The organism is Rossellomorea sp. DUT-2 (genome assembly GCF_052665285.1).
In genome coordinates this window covers 237,069-260,127 of the sequence record NZ_JBQPEO010000004.1, presented here as the reverse complement: position 1 = coordinate 260,127, position 23,059 = coordinate 237,069, and the positions used below count along the sequence as shown (strand labels likewise).

The 23,059-nt window shown below is 41.5% G+C and carries 17 protein-coding genes and 1 other RNA gene; 3 read left to right on the top strand and 15 right to left on the bottom strand.

Annotated elements, in window-relative coordinates; all coding sequences use genetic code 11:
• Positions 1-299: 299 nt before the first annotated feature.
• The 3 genes from ACOSV2_RS16545 to aspA form a co-directional block, all read right to left on the bottom strand.
• The gene (locus ACOSV2_RS16545; RefSeq protein ID WP_428976096.1) at positions 300-1,559 is read right to left on the bottom strand and encodes a helix-turn-helix domain-containing protein; all 1,260 of its coding nucleotides are present in this window, start codon (positions 1,557-1,559) and stop codon (positions 300-302) included.
• Between the two features lie 201 nt (positions 1,560-1,760).
• Entirely contained in the window at positions 1,761-5,822 is a 4,062-nt protein-coding gene (locus ACOSV2_RS16540) for a S8 family serine peptidase (RefSeq protein WP_428976095.1), read from the bottom strand.
• A gap of 345 nt (positions 5,823-6,167) precedes the next feature.
• On the bottom strand, positions 6,168-7,598 hold the full coding sequence (gene aspA, locus ACOSV2_RS16535) for an aspartate ammonia-lyase (protein WP_428976094.1): 1,431 nt from the start codon (positions 7,596-7,598) through the stop codon (positions 6,168-6,170).
• A gap of 437 nt (positions 7,599-8,035) precedes the next feature.
• On the opposite strand from aspA, the gene ACOSV2_RS16530 reads away from it, so the two are divergent.
• Both ACOSV2_RS16530 and ACOSV2_RS16525 read left to right on the top strand, forming a co-directional pair.
• Positions 8,036-8,404: a cytochrome-c oxidase gene (locus tag ACOSV2_RS16530; RefSeq protein WP_428976093.1), complete on the top strand. Its 369-nt coding sequence runs from the start codon at positions 8,036-8,038 to the stop codon at positions 8,402-8,404.
• 144 nt (positions 8,405-8,548) lie between these two features.
• Positions 8,549-8,974 (top strand): VOC family protein, encoded by a 426-nt coding sequence (locus ACOSV2_RS16525; RefSeq protein ID WP_428976092.1) that lies wholly within the window; start codon positions 8,549-8,551, stop codon positions 8,972-8,974.
• A gap of 73 nt (positions 8,975-9,047) precedes the next feature.
• Here the strand turns inward: ACOSV2_RS16525 and qoxD are convergent, their stop codons facing one another.
• From qoxD to qoxA, 4 genes are read right to left on the bottom strand one after another with little or no spacing between them, the layout of a single operon-like run.
• Positions 9,048-9,347, bottom strand: coding sequence for a cytochrome aa3 quinol oxidase subunit IV (gene qoxD / locus ACOSV2_RS16520; RefSeq protein ID WP_149156577.1), 300 nt, complete (start codon positions 9,345-9,347; stop codon positions 9,048-9,050).
• A complete protein-coding gene (qoxC, locus tag ACOSV2_RS16515; RefSeq protein ID WP_428976091.1) occupies positions 9,347-9,958 on the bottom strand; it encodes a cytochrome aa3 quinol oxidase subunit III in 612 nt (203 codons plus the stop codon). Before qoxC ends, qoxD begins: the two co-directional genes overlap by 1 nt.
• 2 nt (positions 9,959-9,960) lie before the next feature.
• Entirely contained in the window at positions 9,961-11,925 is a 1,965-nt protein-coding gene (gene qoxB / locus ACOSV2_RS16510; protein WP_428976090.1) for a cytochrome aa3 quinol oxidase subunit I, read from the bottom strand.
• 16 nt (positions 11,926-11,941) lie between these two features.
• Positions 11,942-12,976: a cytochrome aa3 quinol oxidase subunit II gene (qoxA, locus tag ACOSV2_RS16505; protein WP_428976089.1), complete on the bottom strand. Its 1,035-nt coding sequence runs from the start codon at positions 12,974-12,976 to the stop codon at positions 11,942-11,944.
• Between the two features lie 418 nt (positions 12,977-13,394).
• Between qoxA and ACOSV2_RS16500 the strand changes: the two genes are divergently transcribed.
• On the top strand, positions 13,395-13,802 hold the full coding sequence (locus ACOSV2_RS16500) for an LAGLIDADG family homing endonuclease (protein WP_428976088.1): 408 nt from the start codon (positions 13,395-13,397) through the stop codon (positions 13,800-13,802).
• Positions 13,803-14,119: 317 nt separating this feature from the next.
• Here the strand turns inward: ACOSV2_RS16500 and ssrA are convergent.
• The 8 genes from ssrA to tpiA form a co-directional block, all read right to left on the bottom strand.
• Positions 14,120-14,460: a transfer-messenger RNA gene (ssrA, locus tag ACOSV2_RS16495) on the bottom strand.
• 158 nt (positions 14,461-14,618) lie between these two features.
• Positions 14,619-15,089 (bottom strand): SsrA-binding protein SmpB, encoded by a 471-nt coding sequence (gene smpB, locus ACOSV2_RS16490; protein WP_113969124.1) that lies wholly within the window; start codon positions 15,087-15,089, stop codon positions 14,619-14,621.
• A gap of 120 nt (positions 15,090-15,209) precedes the next feature.
• Positions 15,210-17,552 carry a ribonuclease R gene (gene rnr, locus ACOSV2_RS16485; RefSeq protein ID WP_428976087.1) on the bottom strand — a complete coding sequence of 781 codons (2,343 nt, stop codon included), beginning with the start codon at positions 17,550-17,552 and terminating at the stop codon, positions 15,210-15,212.
• A gap of 27 nt (positions 17,553-17,579) precedes the next feature.
• Complete coding sequence (locus ACOSV2_RS16480) at positions 17,580-18,326, bottom strand: alpha/beta hydrolase (protein WP_428976086.1); 747 nt, start codon at positions 18,324-18,326, stop codon at positions 17,580-17,582.
• A 363-nt stretch (positions 18,327-18,689) separates the two neighbouring features.
• Positions 18,690-18,917: a preprotein translocase subunit SecG gene (secG, locus tag ACOSV2_RS16475; RefSeq protein WP_148995353.1), complete on the bottom strand. Its 228-nt coding sequence runs from the start codon at positions 18,915-18,917 to the stop codon at positions 18,690-18,692.
• Between the two features lie 506 nt (positions 18,918-19,423).
• A complete protein-coding gene (eno, locus tag ACOSV2_RS16470) occupies positions 19,424-20,716 on the bottom strand; it encodes a phosphopyruvate hydratase (protein ID WP_428976085.1) in 1,293 nt (430 codons plus the stop codon).
• Between the two features lie 13 nt (positions 20,717-20,729).
• Positions 20,730-22,265, bottom strand: a complete 1,536-nt coding sequence (gene gpmI / locus ACOSV2_RS16465; protein ID WP_428976084.1) for a 2,3-bisphosphoglycerate-independent phosphoglycerate mutase — start codon at positions 22,263-22,265, stop codon at positions 20,730-20,732.
• Positions 22,258-23,022, bottom strand: a complete 765-nt coding sequence (gene tpiA, locus ACOSV2_RS16460; protein ID WP_428976083.1) for a triose-phosphate isomerase — start codon at positions 23,020-23,022, stop codon at positions 22,258-22,260. Before tpiA ends, gpmI begins: the two co-directional genes overlap by 8 nt.
• Positions 23,023-23,059: the final 37 nt, after the last annotated feature.

The window sequence follows — 23,059 nt, the reverse complement described above, 5'->3', positions numbered from 1 at the left end:
TACAACCTAAATAGTAATCATTTTCGAGGAGTCTGTTAATTGGGAAAATTCTTAATATATTTCGACACTTCTTACAAGTTCCTGTTCATTTCATGAAGTCATTAATGTAACTTAAGAGGTCAGGGGTGGGGCAAAGTTGGGAAAGTTTCTGATTAAGAAGTAATTATACCTATATAGTCATATTCCCAGCTCACGAAACAGGTACATTCTACTATTCAAAAAGAATATTTAACACCTATTAAAGTTCAAAAAAATCAAAAGCAAGCAACCTTTAACAGTTGCTTGCTTAAACGTTTCATTTAGATTGGTTCATTATGGTTAAAAATCAATTTTTTTAATAGTTCATTGGATAAATGAAGATATTGATTGGAAGAAATCAGGTCTCCCTTTTCTTTAAAATATACCGCTAATCGCTCTGAAAATGCTGCAGCCTTATAAAGATCATATTGTTTCATCATAGGCAGACCACGATCGATTAAGAAATCACTAAGCCGTTTGTCATCCTTTATCGCATCTAAATAGAGCACCATCAATTCTACATATTTACTGGACTGCTGATCTTTAAAGTCTCTTAGATTCTCCTGCAAAAGATTAATCGCCAGCTCACTCTCTTTCAAGTCCAGCAATACTTGTACCATTTCCACCAATGTGCCATAATAACTGATTGTTTGCTTCTTTTTCAATGTGAGCGACTGGGAGAAATACTCTAACGACTCTTGTAGCCTTCCTTTTTTTCTGTTTAACAAGCCAAAATTATGAAGAGCTGTAATCTTCGTTTCGTTATCTTTTAACATCTCCGCATCGTTTAAGGCCGTATTCAGCATCACTTCTGCACGTTCAAGATCGTTAATATAGATTAAGTTAGCTGAAAGTCCTATTTTCACATGAAGGATCCGTAAGATATTCCCTGTGTTCTGAAAAATCCGCAAAGCCTTATAGGAGTAGTGAAGAGACAGGGTAAAATGCTTCAATAATCCATGATTGGCCGCTTTATAGTAATAGTAATCCGTAACTTTTTCACTATACAGATCGGCTTTATCCTCTATTTTATCAAAAATGGAAATCGCCGTGGAATATTGCTGTTTCTGTCCATAATAGATCCCCTGAAAGAACTCCCACAGGTACTTTTCAAACGAAGAAAATTTGCTCATATTCTTTTTTAGTCCTAGAGAAGCTTGTTGATACTCGGTCGGGTTATTCGTGAATAATAGATATCGAAGCATGTAAAGTTCATATAAGTAAACCATTTCCGTACATTGAATATAATCTCTATGCTTTTCTAACTCCTGATACAGTCTTTCGGCATGATCTCGATGAAGTCTTTCGATCGCTTCATAGAATTGTGCCAGCTGCCGTTTTAAATATAGCGTTTTGGCCGTTTCCTCTTCAATCGATACACCGAGTCGTTTACAAAGCAATTCTAATGTTTCCAGGTTCCCCTCTTTAGAACTATTCTCAATCTTACTTAAATGAGTGGTTGAACATATCCCTTTGCAAAGTTGCTCTTGTGTTTTATTTTGTTTTTTTCGATGATAGTAAATAATTCTGCCGATAGACATCGTTTCACTTCCCCCTTGTATATATCTTTCATTATACATAGGATAATAGTTTCTTATAAGCTATTAATGGTAAGTAATTATTCTCATCCATGTGGATAATATATATAAATTATAAATAAATATACATTTTTACCTTTTATAGGTAAATGCTAAAAAACTGGCTCTTATTCCGTTCTAAGAGAGCCAGCTTTTTATCTTTAATTATTCAATTCCCAATTCAGCTTTTATGTCATTTAATGTTTGACCTTTATATTTATCCATCGGCTTTGGAGCATCTTTCACCCCTGGATCTGTTTCCAGGAAGTTAAACTCTACTAATTCAAAGTCCTTTTCATCTACATTTCCGTCAAAGTTTAGATCCGCTTCTTGTTTATCCGATCCCCAGTGTTCTTTTAATGCAAGGGCGTCTAAGATATCAATTACGCTATCTTGAGTAATATCTCCAGCATCTTGCGTTCTGAGGGCAAGGTTACTCCAAGTTGCGACAATTTTGTCTTCACGTTGTTCATACACATGAAATGTCGTGTTAACCGGGAAGTGACCGGGAACCTTTACCGCCATGTTAAATGGCTTATCCGTTACAGGAAGCTCCACTCTGAATCTATTATCATTTTTAATTTCACCAGCAAACACGTTCCCTTCAAAATCTGTTACGTCAATGGTGATTGGAGCATTTGAGAAATCCATATCATAGTCAAATTTACCATCCGTACCATAGAATCCTTGTGGCACGATGCTTCCTCTTACCTCTGAATGGCTTCGTAATAGTTCCGTATACTCCCCTTCATAGTAACCTCGCAGGTTTGTATCTGTACCCGTTACATTTGTATACGTTCCTGAAATGGTTGGACCTGTAATAAAACTTGTTTTGTTATAATCAGCATCTTGGGCTTCAAGAGTGATTTCTACAACCGGAATATCTCCCGTTGCCTCCACTTCGGAATTCTCGTCAATGGATACGTCAATGTCTATTTGATCTGTCGATGCATTTTTCTTCTTTACTACCTTTTCTAAACTGGAATGACCATACTTTTCAAAATCCGGATGAATCTTTACATCGACCAATTTCAGCTGGTTCGTATCATACGTTGTAGAGAAATGGATATCGCTTAATTTCTCCACATTCTTTGCTGATAAAGTATACTTTACCAGGTCACCAGCTTTTGCTTCATCCTGATTCATCGATGCCGTTACGTAAGGAGTACCTTTTGGAACAAAAAAGTTTATAACCGGCTTACTAAAGTTGCCCACTGAGTCATATCCAAAGAATCCTAATGGATATGCACCCAAACGACTATTCATTTGAATTTCATCTGAAAGATTTCCATTTGCGTCAGGATATAACATACCCGTTGGAAAAGGAGATCCGTAGTAATATTCAATCCCGTTTCTGGATTGATCGATTTGTAATCCCGCTGCTTTCATATCCTCAATGGTTTTATCATAAAGTTTCATAGAAAATGCCATCGTGTCTTCTACATTCTCATATTCATAGACACCTGTCGGTAAGGAGCTCGAGAATTCAGGAGCGGTATTATCGATATACGTATCGGCTTCAGAAGTAAAGGTCTCACCTTCACTGTTTACCCCCACCAACTTAAGTTTGTAATGACCCTCAGGTGCCATCGTTGGATTAATGGAGATGGAATGATCCTCGTATGGATAATAGTTTCCTGAAAACGCATCATTCAAAATAATCCTCTGTCCTTCTGGAATACCTTTAGAATTGATGACTCCCACTAACCCTAAATCTTCATTCGTTTTTCCATCGACCAGGACAACACTGAGTTGATCCATTGGTGATTTAAGGACGAAATCCATTGGAGTGAATTGGATTACCGGCCTGAATTGATTATTATCTTTTGTAGAAAAATTTAATGCATTGACGTATTCGATGCCTTTTTCAGAAACACGTATGCCGAATGGAATTTGATAGTTCTCTGACTCATCCGCTTCGTTTACGTAATGGATATACCCTTCATAGTACCCCTTTTCAGCTGATTTAGGGACATTTAAGAATACATTCGTTTTCTTTTTCTTTCCAGCTTTCACTGTGAGTTTGTCATCGAATGATACTTGTACACCATTTTCATCGGCATTGAGAGACTGATTAGTAAATTCTACTTTTCCGATAAATGTTTTGTTTTCTTCACCGTTATTTTCTACTGAAATCGTACGCTGGTTTCGGAGTGATTTTTCACCCACGTATTGTAACCCGAAACTCATACCGCCTGTTACCTCATCGATGGTCATACGTTCCCCGTTCTGAAGATTGGTCGTCTCATCTATGACCTGGAAGTTCATATCCGAATGAATCGCTTCATATGGGTTTACTCTACCGGCACCCACTTCATACACACTGTAATCACCGTTCAGGGGATCTGAAGTGTTCATCAGGATAGACTTGATATCTTCCGGCTTGTACTCCATGTTCGATTGTAAGAGGAGCGCTGAGATTCCTGCAACATGTGGTGATGCCATGGATGTCCCGGAAAGTCTGGCGTAAGCATAATCATAGCTACCGTTTTCTTTATCATTTATATATGAAGGAACTGTTGAGAGAACACCCACTCCTGGCGCCGTGATTTCAGGCTTAATATCATAGTTAGATCTAGACGGCCCCCTTGAACTGAAATCTGCCAATCGGTCACCCTCCGTCGTGATGGCTCCCAAATCGCTAAACGTGAAATCCTTATCTGATTCCAGGCTATTTTTCAGTGTTTCTCCTTGTTCTTTCGTCAATGTGAACGTCGGTATGAAGTCGACTCCCTCTCCCAGGTAATGAGGGATTTGCCCTTCTTCCGCATTGTTGTTATAAAGTAGGATTGCTTTGGCTCCTTTCTCTTTAGCCACTTTGATCTTGTCAACAAAAGCAATTTCACCACGGCTGATCAAAACGACCTTTCCAGCTACACTTGGTTTCCCATAGTAATCTGTGTTTTTCCCAAGACCTACATCAACCACAGTTGAACTCAGACCTTCAAATTCCTCTAATTTATCACTATAGTTTCTAGCCATCAACTGAAGATTGACTTTCTCAGAACCATATTGTCCATTAAACGTCGGAATATCTACGGGGACATCACTTGCTCCGACGGTCAGAGCCAGTGCGGCTGTTCCGGGAGAACCTAAAGTGAACCTACCACTACCGGAATTCCCTGCTGAGACTACAGCAGTGACACCGCTTAGGACCGCATTGTTAACCGCTATACTAGTCGGATAAAGCGGATCATTGATCATGGCTCCAAGAGACAAATTGATGACATCCATACCATCTTCAATGGCTCGGTCGATTCCCGCAATGACCCCCTCACTTGATCCACTTCCATAAGGTCCAAGAACACGATAAGCGTATAAATCAGCTTCTGGAGCAACACCCTTTATTTGATATTCACTCTCATTATCGCCTTCACCGGCAATGGTTCCGGCGACATGGGTTCCGTGTTCAGTATAATAACTATTGCTACCTGCAAATTCTGGATTCCCCGACTTTTTCCAATCCTCATATGTGGCTTCCATTGGATCATCATCATCGTCTACGAAGTCATATCCACCTTTATATACTCCATCAAGATCGGGGTGATTGTAATCAACCCCAGTATCGAGCACCCCAACCTTGATGCCTTTACCCGTAAACCCTTCATTATGTAATTTATCAATTCCTAAATAAGGAATGCTTTCCAACATATAAGGTTTCACTTGTTTATTCTCTTGATTTTCATCTTCAACAGGAGGCTCTACTTGTACTTCGACATCGCTCCAAACGGACCTTACTACGTCTAAACTCAACAATTCTTTTACTTTGTTGGCAGGCAGCTCCATGGAAACACCATTCATGGCATTTTTGTATGTTTTTCCAAGCTTGTAGCCTTTAGCATTCTTTCCTTTAAACATGTCAGCTACATTGTTTTTAAATGTTTTTTGATCCAGCTCTATATTTGCTTTCGCTTCAGTTGAAGAAAGGCTTTCCCCTTCTAGCTCTGCTTTTAATTGTGCTATTTTCTCTGGGTGGTGGTCCAATTGTACAATGACTTTGATAGGCTCCTCACTTTCCAGATCTACGGTTTGTGATAAGTACAATCCTTCTCTTTCAACCGACTGCAGCTGTTTATAGTTTTCCAATTGTTGAGGAGTCATGCTGGATAATACTGATTCAATTGTGTCCGTCTTTTCGGCTAATACATTGATACCTGGTATATTGGCTGAGCTTATAATCATTCCGGCTCCCAATGCACAAACAAGAATTTTCTTTTTTGGACTCATAAATGATGGCATCCCCTTTTATCTAAATTTTCTAACATTTAGAATATAGCATAGGGCCAAGGGGTGGTGTATGGGGGGAATAAGGCAGGAGTATAGTCCCTTCTGATATAGGGACACCTTTAGAAATAATATCTGTTAAATCATTTTGATACAGGATTTTATGAGTTTATGGGGAGTAATGTATAAACCAATTAAACCCTACGAAAGTCTTATGGTTATAGTATAAGGAGAATCAGAACGCTATTAAACTTTCCCAAGTGTGATTTCTATAAATAAGAAAAGAGAAGAGAAACCTTCCCTATTTGTAGAGGAAAACTTCTCTTCATTCGTAATACTGGTTAAAACCTAATCCCGATCAAATAACACTCGTCCCGCAATCCCTGGATTCGTCATTTCATAAGGATTCAGAATTAAATCAAGCTCTTCTTCTGTCAGAACATCATATTCCAAGCATAGCTCTCTCACTGATTTTCCTTTTAGGATAGCTTCCCTGGCAATACGTGACACAACTTCATAACCTAAGTGCGGATTCACCGCTGTGATGATCCCCACACTATTTTCTACATATTCCTTCATACGTGTTTCGTTCGCTTCGATCCCGACAAGACAATTGTCCGTAAAGCTTCTGAACGCATTGTTCATGATACTGATGGATTGAAGGAGGTTGAATACCAGTACAGGTTCCATCACGTTCAGTTCAAGCTGACCAGCTTCTGATGCCAAGGAGATGGTCTGATCATTTCCCATGACCTGAAAGGCTACTTGATTGATTAGTTCAGGCATGACCGGATTGACTTTACCGGGCATGATAGAAGAACCGGGCTGTCTGGATGGCAGTGATATTTCACCAAGTCCGGCGCGCGGGCCCGAAGCCATCATACGCAGGTCATTGGCAATCTTGGACATATTGACCATACATACCTTCAGTGCAGCCGAAACTTCTGTGTATGCGTCGGTATTTTGCGTAGCATCGACAAGGTGCTCAGCCCCCGTTAATGGCAAACCACTGATATCAGCCAGATGTTTGACGACGCTCTTGATATAAACAGGATCCGCGTTTAATCCAGTTCCTACTGCAGTCGCCCCCATATTTACTTCATAGAGGTGATCCCGTGTTCGTCCGATACGTTTAATATCACGCTCCACCACCCTGCTATACGCTTCAAACTCCTGGCCAAGGCGAATCGGAACAGCATCTTGAAGATGGGTACGCCCCATCTTAATGACGTGATCGAACCCCTGTGCTTTCTTTTTAAAGGCGTTCAGCATATGTTCCATCGTGACAAGTAGTTTCTCTAATAACTTCAGTGTGGAAATATGGATGACTGTCGGGAATACGTCATTCGTTGACTGTGACATATTCACATGACTGTTCGGGCTTACCTTTCCATATTCACCTTTTCGATGGGACATGAGCTCCAGGGCACGATTGGCAATGACTTCATTGGCGTTCATATTGATGGAAGTCCCTGCCCCTCCCTGAATGGGATCGACGATGAAGAATTCATGAAGCTTTCCTTCCAATATTTCATCAGAAGCTTGCACGATGGCTTGACCGATCCCATCATAAAGACGTGTGGTTTCCATGTTTGCCAGTGCTGCCGCTTTCTTCACGACTGCTAAGGCATCAATCATCTCTTTATGAATTTTATAGCCGGTAACCGGAAAGTTTTCTACTGCCCGTAACGTTTGTATTCCATAGTACACATCTTCAGGTACTTCTTTTTCTCCAAGAAAATCTTTTTCGATTCTAAATCCACTGGTGACATTTATCATTTTTTTCTCCTCATTTTCGAATTACAGTTACTCTAATTGATGATTCTATCAATTCCTGACACAGTAGGCAACGATTTATGCCAAAACCCCAAATAATTTCATTACTCTCCATTTAAAAACGGTTCTAAAAAGGTGAAATTCTCAGAAAAAAAACGTCTCGCGTCGATTCACGAAACGTATAACACGTCATTTAATCAAATTGCACTCGAAAACGACACCCTTTGCAGGTATATCCCGCTTTTTCCATCCTTTAACTTTATGAGAGGCTTCAAAAATTCTGTAAAGACAGATGAATAACCATTTCTTTCTTCAGTATAACACCTATTCAACACAAGCTGCCTTTCTATTGAGATTTAATTAGATATATGGAGGGAAAATCCGAGTTCTACATAGGTCTATTTTCTCATATATTACCAAAGAAAAGGAGGGATTATTAGATGGGCATTAAACTGATCAGGATTTCTGTCGTCTACTTCATGATTGGTGTATGTATCGGGCTATATATGTCAATGGTCCATGACTACAGTTTGACTCCGGTCCATGTTCACATTAACTTATTAGGCTGGACTGCCCTAACGTTAGCAGGTCTTATTTATCACTTATTCCCGGCAGTATCTTCTACTAAACTGGCTAAAGCTCATTTCTGGCTTCATAATGTCGGCTTGCCCCTTATGATGATTGGATTGTTTTTCTTAGTGCTTGGAAATGAAGGTGTCGTCCCGGTTATTGCTGCCGGTGGTGTAGTGACTACGGTCGGTGTCCTTTTGTTTGGAATCAATGTCTTGAAGGAATTAAAAGCAGACTGAAGGTAGTGAGCGCCACCTCCGACGTTGAGGTTGACGCTCTTTTATTTGGATAAATTTTTTGATTATTCATATTTTTTGACCGATAAGAACAAGATGATACTACAATAAAAAATGTAGTCATTATAATCAATAGGAGTGATAGACATGTCAGTCAATGTTTACCTTAATTTTAATGGGAATTGTCGAGAAGCTGTTGAGTATTATGCAGAAGTATTCGGTACAGAGCCACCACAGATCATGACATTTGCAGAAGCACCTCCCCACCCCGATTATCCCCTTCCTGAAGAAGCCAAGAACCTGGTATTACATACAAGACTGACAATCGATGGCAGCAACGTCATGTTTTCTGACGTGTTTCCTGATATGCCCTTTGTACAAGGAAACAATATCACCCTGGCCCTGGTAAGCAAGGATACTGAAGAGTTGACGACCCGTTTCCACAAACTGAAAGAAGGCGGTAAGGTGGACATGGAGCTTCAGGAGACCTTCTGGAGTAAGCTTTATGGTCAGGTGACCGATAAGTTCGGTATTCAGTGGCAGTTTAACTATGAGGATGAAAAAGCCTATTAGAAAAAAACGTTAAAAAGAGGTCGTTGAATGCGTTCAACGACCTCTTTATATATATCAAGTTGAATTCTATCCATTAATGCATATTGCTCAATACCCAAATCGATCCAAGTACTATTACAAGGGCGATGAAAGCAGCTGACATCATTTTTCCTACCTGCCATCTGCCTTCTCCTTCTGTTACGTGCATGAACATAAACAGCTGGATTGCTGCCTGGATAAAGGCAAGAACAAATACAAGAGCCACCATCACATTGTACGCGAGTCCTGCGTAAAGTCCGAACCAAACGGCCAAAAATGTCAATGCAATGGATAAGACAAAACCAATGATCTGTGTCCAGGGAATACGACTATGATTCGCTGTATTGTGTTCCATTATCCCACCATCCCTAGTAAGTAAACGCTTGTAAACACGAAGATCCATACAAAGTCCAAGAAGTGCCAATACAAGCTGGATACAAATAGTTTTTTAGCGGTATCAGGATTTAATCCTTGTCTTTTCACCTGGAACATCACAAGCATTATCCATAAAATACCTATTGTTACGTGGAGACCATGCGTCCCGGTCAATAGATAGAAAGAAGACCAGTATGCATTGGTTCCCATGGCGGCTCCCTCATGAATCAGGTGAAGGAATTCCGTGATTTCCATGTAAAGGAATCCTGCGCCAAAGAGCAGGGTGATGATCAACCAGACCATCATCCCCTTGACATTTCTCCTTCTTAATTCATTTATTGATAAACCTGACGTGAAACTACTGATCAATAATAGTAGCGTCATGATGATTGTATTCTTCAGATCAAACACTTCAGATGGAAGCGGACCTCCAACCGTGCCGCTTTCAAGGGCAAAGAATGTCGCGAAAATAGTGGCAAATAGAGCTACTTCCGCCCCCAGGAAAACCCAGAATCCGAATATATTCAATTTGCCGATCTCCGATTGATATTCAAGTGGCGTATTTGGATCTACATTCGTACTATGTGCCATATTCACGCCTCCCTCTTATACGGATTTTCAGTTTTTTCTATTTCTTCCACACTTACATAGTAACCTTCATCCTGTTTGTGTGAAAATAACGAGCGGTATGCCATGCATCCGCAGATACCAATAAGGGCAAGAATCGCCATCCACCACAGTTCAAACACCAATCCGAATCCTCCAACGAAGAATAACCCGGACATGATGAATGGTGTCCCTGCATTGCTCGGCATATGAATCGGTTTATACTCCACCTTTTCAGGCTTACCGGATTCTTTTCTTTCTTGTTTCATATAGTAGAATGCATCCGCACTCTTCACTTCAGGAACATGAGCGAAGTTATAATGAGGTGGAATGGCAGAGCTGGTCGCCCATTCAAGCGTACGTCCATCCCAAGCATCCCCGGATAATTCCCGTTTCGCAAAGCGGTAGCTATAGTAAACGTTATAGACGATGATCATGAATCCTACTCCCATTCCGAATGCCCCGACAGAAGAGATGACGTTCAATGCCATCCAGCCATCTTCCGGTCCATACGTGTACACACGTCTTGGCATACCGGAAAAACCTAAGACGAATTGGGGTAAGAAACATACATTGAAACCGATAGAGAAGAACCAGAAAGCCCATTTCCCTATGCGTTCATTCATCTTATGTCCAAACATTTTTGGATACCAGTACACGAGTCCTGCGAAGCAGGCAAATACTACACCGGCAATCAGCGTGTAGTGGAAGTGAGCAACCAGGAAGTAGTTATTGTGATACTGGAAGTCTGCTGCAGCCATACCGAGCATGACCCCTGTCACTCCACCGATCAGGAATGTCGGAATGAAGGCGACCGACCACATCATGGCGACGGTAAATTCAATCCGTCCCTTATAAAGGGTACCCAACCAGTTAAATATCTTGATCCCGGTCGGTATGGCAATCGCCATCGTCGAAATCGAGAATACACTGTTAACCGCAGCGCTTCCGCCCATTGTGAAGAAATGGTGAACCCACACAACGAAGCTTAACCCTGAGATGGCAACAAGTGAAATGATCATCGATTTATAACCAAATAATGTTTTTCTTGCAAATGTAGCAATAATTTCTGAGAAAATACCGAAAGCAGGTAAAATAACGATATATACTTCCGGATGTCCCCATAGCCAGAATAAATTCGACCAAAGCATCGGATTCCCGCCGTCTGTCAGCGTGAAGAAATGCGAACCGAATAATCGGTCAAACGTCATCAGCGCCAATGTCACCGTTAAGATCGGGAAAGCAAATACGATGATGAATGCTGTGATCAATGTCGTCCACGTGAACATCGGCATACGTAGAAGCGTCATGCCTGGTGCACGCATCTTAATAATCGTGACAACAAAGTTGATTCCCGTTAATAACGTACCAATTCCGGAAATCTGCAGGCCAAGGAGGTAATAGTTAATTCCCGGTCCCGGACTTCCTTCAATCGCCAGTGGTGCGTAGTTCGTCCAACCTGCATCCGGTGATCCACCGAATACGAAAGACATATTGAAAAGGATCGCCCCAAACATGAATGACCAAAAACTTAAGTTATTCAGGAAAGGGAATGCGACGTCCCTTGCACCGATTTGGAGAGGGACTACGACGTTCATCAGTCCAAGTAAGAATGGCATCGCCATGAATAAAATCATGATCGTACCATGAGTCGTAAAGATTTCATTGTAGTGCTGTGATGATAAAAATTCATTATTTGGAACCGTTAATTGCGCCCTCATTAAAAGGGCATCGACTCCTCCGCGAAAGAGCATGATCAATGCAGCAATGATATACATGATCCCGATTTTTTTATGATCAACACTCGTGATCCAGTCATTCCACAGCCATTTCCATTTTTTAAAGTACGTAAGGGTCGCGACGATCCCAATTACGGTGAAAACGATGGAAATGTTGGCTCCAAGAATCAACGGATCATTGAGGATTAAATTATCTTTAATAAAATCAAACATCTAGAGTCCTCCTTTCTTAGTGCTCGTGTCCTTCGTTATTTTCTTTGTCTTTCTGTTCGTCATTTTCATGGCCATCATGATCTTTCATGCCTCCATGATTATCATGATCCTCCATGTCTCCGTGATTTTCATGACTTGACTCAGCATCTTTATCCGCACCATGTGAAGATGCCTCCACACCATATTTCTCACGGATTGCCATGGCATATTCAGAATTCTTCCCATGGTCGACAAAGGCTAAATGAGTGGATGAAAAGGTCATTTTATCAACCGTATCAGGCAGCATGAGTTTTTCATATGTCTCTTCGGTTAATTTCGGCTCATTTTCCTGAGAATCTTTTACCCACTTTTCATACTTCTCTTCTTCTAACGCAACAAAATCAAACTTTTGGTGTGTCATTCCTTCACCAGTGAAGTTTGAGTTTCTTCCATCATAAGTACCCGGCTCATCAGCCTGTAAATATAAATCATTCACCATTCCCGGCATCCCATAAATCTGTCCGCCAAGTTGCGGCACCCAGAAAGAAGCCATGGAATCGGCAGCCGTCACTTTGAATAAAATCGGATGATCCTCGGGAACGTTGATATAATTAACGGTCTCAATACCTTCCTCCGGATAACTGAAGATCCACTTCCAGTCAGCAGCAGTGGCATGGATCACAATCGGATCTTTATGAGCCGTTGCTTTTGGAGCTTCCCTTAATTCATATAATGCCTTTGTATTTGGGATAGACAAGGCAATTACAATCAATACAGGAATAAGCGTCCATATAATTTCTAATTTCGTACTCCCGTGCATTTCGGGCTTGTAATCACTATCCTTTTTACTGCTACGATATTTTAGGAGAATAACAGTAAAGAAGGAAAGAACGACAACCATAATGCCAAGCATGTAGTAGATTGACAGCATGATCAGATCTTTCTGCAGGGCCCCAACAGGTCCTTTAGGATCGAGAATGATCATTTCACTTCCCGAACTGAATATAATGATGAAAAATAATGAAACCAGACTGATCAACACAATCAAGTATGGCTTGAATTTATTAAACATAGGGAATTCACCTTCCTTTATGTCGGATTTATCACTGTAGACCTATACTATCAAATTCTATTAAAAGGTACCCTTGTTTCACTAAACTTTAAACAGATTTTCGAAATTCTGTCGAAGTTTATTCACAGAACGGTAACAATGTTGGAAAGAATTGCTCACAACTCAAAAAAATAACTCTCAAAATTATTCGAGAATAATTTTGAGAGCGGTTTATAGGTTGATTATTGTGAAAGTTTAAGGGGTGTTTATTCTCAAATACTTTTACAGTTATTCTCAAAATCGCTTTGAAAAAACTAAATTTCAATTAGATAAACCTAATAATTATTAAAAAAATTTTATCTAATGTATTTAATACAACCACTGTATGGGTAATGAAACTAAAGGAAAGAGTTAGATTTAATGAAAGGAGTTGGAAGGTTTGAAAGAATGGGAAGCAGCCTATCTTGCTGGGATTATCGACGGGGAAGGTTCTATAACATTAACACGTATGCATGATAAGGAACATAGGAGACCTTGTATTACTGTTGCCTCGACAGACCTAGAACTTCTAGAATACCTCAAAAACCTAACAAACGGTCACATTACTAAAAAGAAAAACTACCATCCCGATCGTCATCTGAATTCCTTTACACTAACCATTAAGACCAAAAATCAAGTTCTATCCTTATTTAAATTCGTTCTACCTTTTCTTAGAGTGGAAAAAAAGAAAAAACGTGCGGAGTGGATCCTTACACATTATGATAGAGTAACAATTAGAAATGGAAAATACAATCCAGAATGTCTAAAGCAAAAATTAACATTTGAAGAAGAGTTTTTCAAATTATAAAAAATAAAAAACCACCAAATATGTATTTGGTGGAGACGGTGGGACGTGCACTTCCATGCTTTCGACATGGCACTGACTATATCTTGAACCTTGTAGTAGAGGTCCTTTGGCGTCTTATGCGAAATATAGATTTATCTGTTGTCAGATAGAATCCCGCATCCTAGTACTACCAAGATTGGCAGCCTATAAGTCGATACACGGCTGTTGGATTGCTCCACATACCGCTCGGCATTGCCTTATCACACAGTGTGTGACTTAGGTTTCACCGATAAAGCCAAATTTTCACTTATGTGTTACCACATAAGGCGACTAATAACTAATCGAACCCACGTCCAGAAACATCGCCACTTAAGCGTCTACGAGCGTAGTCGATATATTCGCAAGTTCACTGCAGCTTCTGCCTATCAACGGGCGTCCGTGCAGCTAGTCTGATTGGTCTCTTCCTTTGTCCTCAGACGGTGGACTCCGGCGTAGCCTACTAAGAGTGAGTCCCTTACCCTACCACATAGGCGATGGAGGGAGGAACAGCTAAAGCGCTATTATGCAGCTAAAGCTAGGTTATTGTTAGTTTTGCCAGTTATTATTGGCTTTGACGTTTTATCGTGGACGATCCCCACGGCTCGCAACCTAAGCTCGAACTATCCCTGTCGAATCCGTAACGTCCCCATGATAGAAAGGGAAGAACGGGAAAGAATAAGTTCAGCGTGTAAGTCACTTATTCAATTGTTCTTACAGCCACAAGATTACCTCGCGACATCTATTAGTATAACAAATCCTGAGATAATTGCAAATGCCAGATTCCGGAAATCTGTACAATTACATACCTTTTTGACGCTGTGCCAGTTCTCTCTGGATCGAACGATTCGCTTCTTTTCGTTTTAGATCTTCCCGTTTATCAAACTTTTTCTTACCACGGGCTAGACCGATCAGAAGTTTAGCCACACCATTTTTGATGTATAACTTTAATGGAACGATACTGTATCCTGCTTCCTTCGAATCACCGATCAATTTATTGATTTGTTTTTTGTGAAGCAGCAGCTTACGTGTTCTGAGAGGTTCGTGATTAAATCGATTTCCCTGCTCATATGGACTGATGTGCATATTATGAACGAAAATTTCCCCATTTTGAACACGGGCAAAAGAATCCTTCAAGTTCACGCGACCGCCCCGGATCGCTTTGATCTCGGTTCCTTGCAGCACAAGACCGGCCTCATATGTTTCTTCTACGGCATAGTCATGACGCGCTTTTTTATTTTGGGCAATAAGCTTGCCTTCTCCCTTTGGCATTGGAATCCCCCTAGTCATTTCCTTTGGTTTACTCATTATTATCTCATATTCTTTAGAAAAATTGTAATGTTACACTTGGAAAAGAAAAGGAGCAAAGGATGTCCCATTGCTCCTGTCCTCTTATTTCTTCTTTTTACGTTTGCTTCGGGGCGCATTTTCAAAGTGTTTCTTATTCGACTTTTTCTTCTTGTTGTTTTTCGGTGGACGCGTTGACCATTCTCCGTCCTTTTTCCGGTCTGAAGATCGATTCGATTTTCCACGGTCCGATTTACCTTTATCAGAGCGGATCGAGCGCACACGGTCTTCACGTTCCTTGCGATTATTCTTCATTCCTACGATTTCAAAGTCGATGGCACGCTCATCTTTATTGACACTCACGACACGAACGGTGATCTCGTCTCCGATTCGGAATACGTTTGCCGTTCTTTCACCAATCATGGCAAGATGACGTTCATCAAATCGGTAGTAGTCGTCCGTCATATAGCTCACATGGACAAGACCTTCAATGGTGTTAGGCAGTTCGACAAACATTCCGAAGTTCGTAACGGAACTGATGATACCGTCGTACTCTTCTCCCACTTTGTCTTCCATATACTCTGCTTTTTTCAGTTCATCGGTCTCACGTTCTGCATCAACAGCACGGCGTTCGCGGCTTGACGTGTGCTCAGCGATATGGCCCATTTGGGCACCCCATTTTTCCCGTGTTGCTTGATCAACCTTGCCTTCAATCAGGTAAGTCCTGATTAAGCGATGAACAATCAAATCAGGGTAACGACGGATCGGTGAGGTGAAATGAGTATAAAACTCTGTCGCGAGTCCAAAGTGACCTAAGCTTTCAGGATCGTATTTCGCTTGCTGCATGGAACGCAGCATCATTGTTGATACGACCATTTCTTCCGGCTCTCCCTGAACGTCTTCGACAATTTCCTGAAGAGCCCGTGGATGAATCGAATTGGCTGTTCCTTTTACAATCAAGCCGAAATTCGTTATAAATTCGAAGAAGCGCTGAAGCTTATCTTCTTTCGGATCTTCATGGATACGATAGATGAACGGCACTTCCATCCAGTGGAAATGCTCAGCAACCGTCTCATTTGCCACTAACATGAATTCTTCGATAAGCTTTTCGGCGACCGAACGTTCACGAAGCACCACATCCGTCGGTTCTCCTTCTTCATTGACAAGCACTTTCGCTTCTTTGAAATCGAAGTCGATGGCTCCACGCTTCATGCGTTTCGTACGAAGAACCTGTGCCAGGTCTTCCATTTCCTCGAACATCGGCACCAAAGGCTCGTATTTTTTACGAAGTTCTTCATCTTTATCCACAAGAATCTTATTCACATCTGAATATGTCATTCGTTCCGTTGTCTTAATGACGCTTTGGAAGATTTCGTGTTTCACGACATCGCCATCAGGTGAAATTTCCATATCACAGGATAGAGTCAAACGATCGACCTGAGGATTAAGAGAACAAATACCATTCGATAATCGGTGCGGTATCATGGGGATGACCCGGTCTACCAAGTATACGGATGTCCCTCTATCAAACGCTTCCTGGTCAATCGGAGAGCTTTCTTTCACATAGTACGTTACGTCTGCAATATGTACCCCAAGTTTGTAGTTTCCATTGTCCAGCTTCGTTACGGTGACAGCATCGTCCAAATCCTTTGCGTCAGCACCATCAATCGTGACGATTGTCTGGTCGCGCAGGTCTTTTCGGTTTGGAATTTCCGATTCGTCAATTTCACTTGGCACATTATTTGCCTGTTCCATGACCTCTTCAGGAAATTCAACGTCAATCCCGTGTTTATGGATGATGGAAAGGATATCGACTCCTGGATCATTTTTATGACCAAGGATTTCAATGACCTCACCCTCTGCACTCTTGCGGCCTTCAGGATAGGAAGTTAATTTCACAACGACCTTATGTCCTTCCGTTGCACCCATTTGTGCAGATTTCGGAATAAAGATGTCACTCGCAAACTTCTTATCATCCGGAATGACGAATCCAAAATGTTTACTTTCCGTGAACGTCCCAACCATTTGGTCGACACCGCGCTCTACGATTCTCACAACGGTCCCTTCTCTTCTGGAACCCGAAGAAGAAGTAGAAACTCTTACTAATACTATATCGCCGTGCATGGCGTTATTCGTTTCATTAGGAGGGATGAAGATATCGTCCATTCCTGATTCTTCCGGTATCACAAACGCAAAACCTTTTGCATGAGCGGATACTTTCCCTCTTACCAGATTCATTTTTTCAGGTAAGCCGTAGCGATTGCTCCTTGTGCGTACGACCAGCCCTTTCTCTTCCATTACGACAAGAGCCTTTACGAATTCCTTGAAGTTCGTAGACCCTTCAATTCCGAATGCTTCTTCAAGCTCCTGTACCGTCAATGGCTTGTATGCTTCTTCCTTCATATAAGAAAGGAGCCTATCCACATGCTCTTTAATATTTTCGTCCATGACAATCCCTCCTGATCATCGAATTCATCAAACCGTCCAGTCTAATTTCTCTAAGAAATCGTAGACGTCTTCATGAAGCTGTTCTTTTTCTTTATCTAATGTAATCACATGACCGGACTCTTCATACCACTTCATGTCTTTCTCATCGGATTCAACGTTATCATAGATGATATTCGCAGAATCCGTATTGATCATATGGTCATGCCTTGCCTGTACCACGAACGTCGGTGAATAGATCATATCCACATTTCCACGCACGTCTGCAATCAATTCCTGCAGGGCCTTCAAAGTATTCATCGGCGTTTTCTTAAACTCTTCTATTTCTTTTTCAATTTGTTCTTCTTGTTTTCCTTCAAATTTCTTAAATTCACGGGCGTAATCCACGACCCCTTTATACATGACTTCTTCACTTTTTATATACATCGGTGCACACATAGGGACAATACCCTTTACAGGTACAGTGTAACCTAATTTAAGAGAAAATACCCCTCCAAGAGAAAGGCCGGCAACCGCAATCTCTTCATATCCCTTACTCTTTAAAAGCTCGTATCCGTCCATGACATCCTGCCACCAATCTTCAGGTCCTGTATGAACCAACTCTTCCGGCGGTACACCGTGTCCTTTATAGTGAGGGGCATGGGATGAATAGCCTTTCTTTTCTAAGAAACGGCCAAGCATCCGGACATCGGCTGAGTTTCCTGTGAATCCGTGAAGCAATAAGACGGCACGGGGACCTGCTTCAAATGTGAATGGTTTTGGTAATACGGTTTTCATAGCTAGTGACTCCTTATCTCATTTTAAACAAACGTTTGATTAGCTGGGAGAAACCTTGATTTTAAAGGCTCCATACTGTTAAACAGTTGTTTAAATGATTTTGTTATGTAATCAGATTTTAGTGGGTTTTTTATTAAACAAACGTTTGATTAGTAATGATGGAAGCTTGATATTACAGGCCTCGTACAGTTAAACGATCGTTTAACCCACTCTTCTTCTCTATTTTTAGCAAACATTGGTCAGACAATCCAATATTTCGCTTGAAAAGTAAGTTTCTTTTCATGCATATGAGGCATCCCTCAGCTACACCACTTGCATGATAAATAAAAAAACCTGACCTTAATGATCAGGTTTTTGTACGTATTAGATAGCTACGATGGCAATGGTTAGTACGAAGAATAGTACCGATAATACGATTGTAATTCTGTGCAGTACTAAGTCAATACCACGAGCTTTTTGTTTTCCGAAAAGTTGTTCTGCACCACCAGAGATGGCCCCTGAAAGTCCAGCACTTTTACCTGACTGTAGTAATACAATGGCGATAAGTGCGATTGATACAATAATAAGTAAAGTGACTAATAAAGTGTGCATGAGTCCCACCTCCTGATACGAACATAACATTACTACTAGTTTACCATAGGGATTATGTAGTGGACAAGGTAATATTGTTTGAATTGTGGAAAGAGTTGGTTAGGAATTAGAGTGTGCGTCGGTGTGGATTAGGATTAGATGTGCATTTCGTTTTTGGGATTATATGTTAATCGGCCGGATTTTGGGTAACTTCGGCCGGATTTTCACCTAGAACGGCTGGATTCTTCTCGAAAACGGCCGGATTTTGACCAAAACCGGCTGGATCTCCATCGATTCACCACCTCAAAAAGACACCTGGGCCAGTCTTATCCATATAGAATCAAATAAAATGGGGTACATCACCATTGAAACGTTCTTCATTAGCTTGTCAAACGCCTATTTCAGCTAAAAACCCCTTAATTGTAAGGTGTCTTGGCAAACTTGGCATTGATTTTAGAAACAGCAATGCCATTCAAACTAAAAAGCAGCCCCATCCAAAGACGGAGCTGCTTTTCAAATTGCTTGTATTAGCGATTTACGTTATAGAATGTTTTCGCTCCAAGATATTGAGCTGTGTGAGCCAATTGATCTTCGATACGAAGAAGTTGGTTGTATTTCGCTACGCGGTCTGTACGTGATGGTGCACCTGTTTTGATTTGACCAGCGTTTGTTGCTACTGCAATGTCAGCGATTGTGCTGTCTTCTGTTTCACCAGAACGGTGAGAGATGACTGCTGTGTAACCAGCGCGCTTCGCCATTTCGATTGCATCGAAGGTTTCAGTCAGTGTACCGATTTGGTTCACTTTGATTAGGATTGAGTTACCGATACCTTGCTCGATACCTTGAGAAAGCTTAGTGGTGTTTGTAACGAATAAGTCATCTCCTACTAATTGAACCTTTTTACCGATACGGTCAGTCAGTAGTTTGAAACCATCCCAGTCGTTTTCGTCAAGACCGTCTTCGATGGAGATGATTGGGTATTTGTTGCACATTTCTTCGTACCAATCAACCATTTCTGCTGAAGTACGAACAACGCCTTCTCCAGAAAGATGATATTTACCGTCTTCTTTGTTGTAGATTTCAGAAGCTGCTACGTCCATTGCAAGAAGAACTTCTTCTCCTGGCTTGTATCCAGCTTTTTCGATTGCTTCGATGATGGTTGAAAGTGCTTCTTCATTGGACTTAAGGTTTGGAGCGAATCCACCTTCGTCACCAACTGCAGTGTTGTAGCCTTTAGATTTAAGAACTGACTTCAGGCTGTGGAAGATTTCTGTTCCCATGCGAAGACCTTCTTTGAATGTAGAAGCTCCTACAGGCATTACCATGAATTCCTGGATGTCTACGTTGTTGTCAGCGTGCTCTCCACCGTTAACGATGTTCATCATCGGTACTGGAAGCTGCTTCGAGTTGAATCCACCAAGGTATTGGTATAATTCCACTCCGAAGAAGTCAGCAGCTGCACGAGCAACAGCCATGGATACACCAAGGATGGCGTTGGCACCTAGTTTACCTTTGTTTTCTGTACCGTCAAGAGCGATCATCGCTTGGTCGATTGCTACTTGTTCAGTGATGTCATAGCCGATCAGTTCTTCAGCGATTTCGTTGTTTACGTTATCGACTGCTTTTTGTACCCCTTTACCAAGGTAGCGGTCTTTTTCTCCGTCACGAAGTTCAACGGCTTCGTATTCACCAGTTGAAGCTCCAGATGGAACTAGTGCGCGTCCAAAAGCACCTGATTGTGTGTAAACTTCTACTTCGATTGTTGGGTTACCGCGTGAATCCAATACTTCACGTGCATAAACGTCTGTAATAAATGGCATGTAAAATCTCTCCTTATTTTTTAATTAGTGTTTTTCCAGTCATTTCATCTGGTTGATTAACATTTAATAAATCTAGCATAGTTGGAGCAAGATCTCCTAGCTTTCCACCTTCACGAAGCTCGATTCCTTCTTTCGTTACGATGACAGGAACCGGGTTCGTTGTGTGGGCCGTCATAGGCTTGCCTTCTTCGGTCAAAACTTCATCTGCATTTCCGTGGTCTGCTGTGATGATGGCTGTTCCGCCTTTTTCAGTGATAAGGTCAATGATTTTCCCTAGACACTCATCCACTGTTTCCACTGCTTTGATAGTAGGCTCAAGCATTCCTGAGTGTCCGACCATATCCGGATTTGCGAAGTTCAGGATAATCGCATCCTGACGGTCTTCACGAATTTCTTCCAGCAGGGCATCCGTTACTTCATAAGCACTCATTTCAGGCTTCAGGTCATACGTTGCCACTTTAGGAGAATCGATCAGAATCCGTTTTTCCCCAGGGAATTCATCTTCACGACCACCGCTCATAAAGAACGTGACATGAGGATATTTCTCCGTCTCGGCGATACGCAATTGTTTCAGTCCGTTTTGGGAAAGGACTTCACCAAGTGTATTATCAAGATTTGTCGGTTTGAATGCAACAAATCCATCAACTGTTTCACTGAATCGTGTTAAGCAGACAAAGTGAAGGTTCTTCGGATGCTTCTCTCCACGCTCAAATGAACGGAAGTCTGCATTCGCAAATGTATTCGAAATCTGGATCGCCCGGTCAGGACGGAAGTTGTAAAAGATGACAGCATCGTCATCTTTGATCGTTGCAACCGGCTCCCCGTTTTCTTTTGTCATGACGGATGGAATGACGAATTCATCGTAGATCCCATTTTCGTATGAATCGTTCACAAGTTCCATCGGATCATGGTAGCTTGGGCCTTCACCATAAACCATGGCACGGTAAGATTTCTCCACACGTTCCCAGCGCTTGTCGCGGTCCATGGAATAGTAACGACCAGAAATTGTTGCAAATTGGCCAACGCCGATTTCTTTCATTTTAGCTTCAGCATCTTCAATATATTTCTTTGCCGTTTGAGGGCCGACGTCTCGACCGTCAAGGAAGGCATGGACATAGACATCTTTCATTCCTTCTTTGGCCGCTAAACCTAAGAGGGCATAAAGATGTTCGATATGGCTGTGCACTCCGCCATCCGAAAGTAATCCAAAGATATGAAGATTCGTGCCTTTTTCCTTCGCGTGATTGATCGCATCGAGGAAAGTGGCGTTCGTTTCGAATTCCCCTTCACGAATCGCTAAATTCACGCGGGTTAAGCTTTGGTACACGATACGTCCGGCACCAATATTCAAGTGACCGACTTCGGAATTCCCCATTTGCCCTTCAGGAAGTCCTACTGCTTCTCCACTTGCAATTAATTGATTGTGAGGGTACTGATTCCACAAACGATCAAAGTTTGGCTTGTTCGCTTGGGCTACAGCGTTTCCTTCTTTTGTGTTACGGCAAGCAAAACCATCTAAGATGATTAACGCTACTGGTGACTTACTCATGTGTGCTTGCCCCTTCTAAAAGCTGCAAGAAGCTTTGTGGTTCAAGGCTTGCTCCACCTACAAGGGCACCATCGATATCCGATTGAGCCATGTATTCTTTAATGTTATTAGGTTTTACACTACCGCCGTACTGAATTCTCACTGCGTCTGCCGCTTCTTGAGAAAATTCTCCTGCAACCACTTGACGGATATGAGCACATACTTCGTTAGCATCTTCAGCTGTAGACGATTTACCTGTTCCGATTGCCCAGATTGGCTCATAAGCAATGACAGTGTGTTTCACTTGATCTGCTGATAGACCGGCAAGTGCTTTTTTCACTTGGTTACCAACAAGTTCTTTTGTTTCATTGTTTTCGCGTTGATCGAGCGTCTCCCCTACACAAACGATTGGAGTTAAGCCGTGTTTGAAAGCAGCCAGAGTCTTTTTGTTCACTGACTCATCTGTTTCATTGAACATTTCACGACGCTCTGAGTGTCCAAGGATGACATACTTTACGCCTAAATCAGAAAGCGCTACAGGACTGACTTCCCCTGTAAATGCTCCGTTTTCTTCATAGTGCATATTTTGAGCACCAATTTCTACCTTGTATTCTTTCGAAATGTTCACTAAGCTTTCTAAATATAGGGCTGGAGAACAAATGACAGAATCGACAACCTCTTGATCAGGAACTAATCCTTGTACTTCTTCAGTAAAAGATTTTGCTTCTGATAACGTCTTGTTCATTTTCCAGTTACCTGCAATGATCGGTTTACGCATTGTACTCATCCTTTCTGTTTTATAATCGGTTCACAAA

Bases quoted from the DNA above. Each gene is read 5' to 3' on its own strand.
- smpB (WP_113969124.1), bottom strand. From the start codon at position 15,089: ATGCCAAAGGGAGAAGGCAAGCTTATTGCCCAAAATAAAAAAGCGCGT.
- gpmI (WP_428976084.1), bottom strand. From the start codon at position 22,265: ATGAGTAAGTCACCAGTAGCGTTAATCATCTTAGATGGTTTTGCTTGC.
- aspA (WP_428976094.1), bottom strand. From the start codon at position 7,598: ATGATAAATGTCACCAGTGGATTTAGAATCGAAAAAGATTTTCTTGGA.
- eno (WP_428976085.1), bottom strand. From the start codon at position 20,716: ATGCCATTTATTACAGACGTTTATGCACGTGAAGTATTGGATTCACGC.
- ACOSV2_RS16480 (WP_428976086.1), bottom strand. From the start codon at position 18,326: ATGAAAACCGTATTACCAAAACCATTCACATTTGAAGCAGGTCCCCGT.
- qoxD (WP_149156577.1), bottom strand. From the start codon at position 9,347: ATGGAACACAATACAGCGAATCATAGTCGTATTCCCTGGACACAGATC.
- ACOSV2_RS16530 (WP_428976093.1), top strand. From the start codon at position 8,036: ATGGGCATTAAACTGATCAGGATTTCTGTCGTCTACTTCATGATTGGT.
- qoxB (WP_428976090.1), bottom strand. From the start codon at position 11,925: ATGTTTGATTTTATTAAAGATAATTTAATCCTCAATGATCCGTTGATT.
- ACOSV2_RS16525 (WP_428976092.1), top strand. From the start codon at position 8,549: ATGTCAGTCAATGTTTACCTTAATTTTAATGGGAATTGTCGAGAAGCT.
- tpiA (WP_428976083.1), bottom strand. From the start codon at position 23,022: ATGCGTAAACCGATCATTGCAGGTAACTGGAAAATGAACAAGACGTTA.
- secG (WP_148995353.1), bottom strand. From the start codon at position 18,917: ATGCACACTTTATTAGTCACTTTACTTATTATTGTATCAATCGCACTT.
- qoxA (WP_428976089.1), bottom strand. From the start codon at position 12,976: ATGTTTAATAAATTCAAGCCATACTTGATTGTGTTGATCAGTCTGGTT.
- ACOSV2_RS16540 (WP_428976095.1), bottom strand. From the start codon at position 5,822: ATGAGTCCAAAAAAGAAAATTCTTGTTTGTGCATTGGGAGCCGGAATG.
- qoxC (WP_428976091.1), bottom strand. From the start codon at position 9,958: ATGGCACATAGTACGAATGTAGATCCAAATACGCCACTTGAATATCAA.
- rnr (WP_428976087.1), bottom strand. From the start codon at position 17,552: ATGGACGAAAATATTAAAGAGCATGTGGATAGGCTCCTTTCTTATATG.
- ACOSV2_RS16545 (WP_428976096.1), bottom strand. From the start codon at position 1,559: ATGTCTATCGGCAGAATTATTTACTATCATCGAAAAAAACAAAATAAA.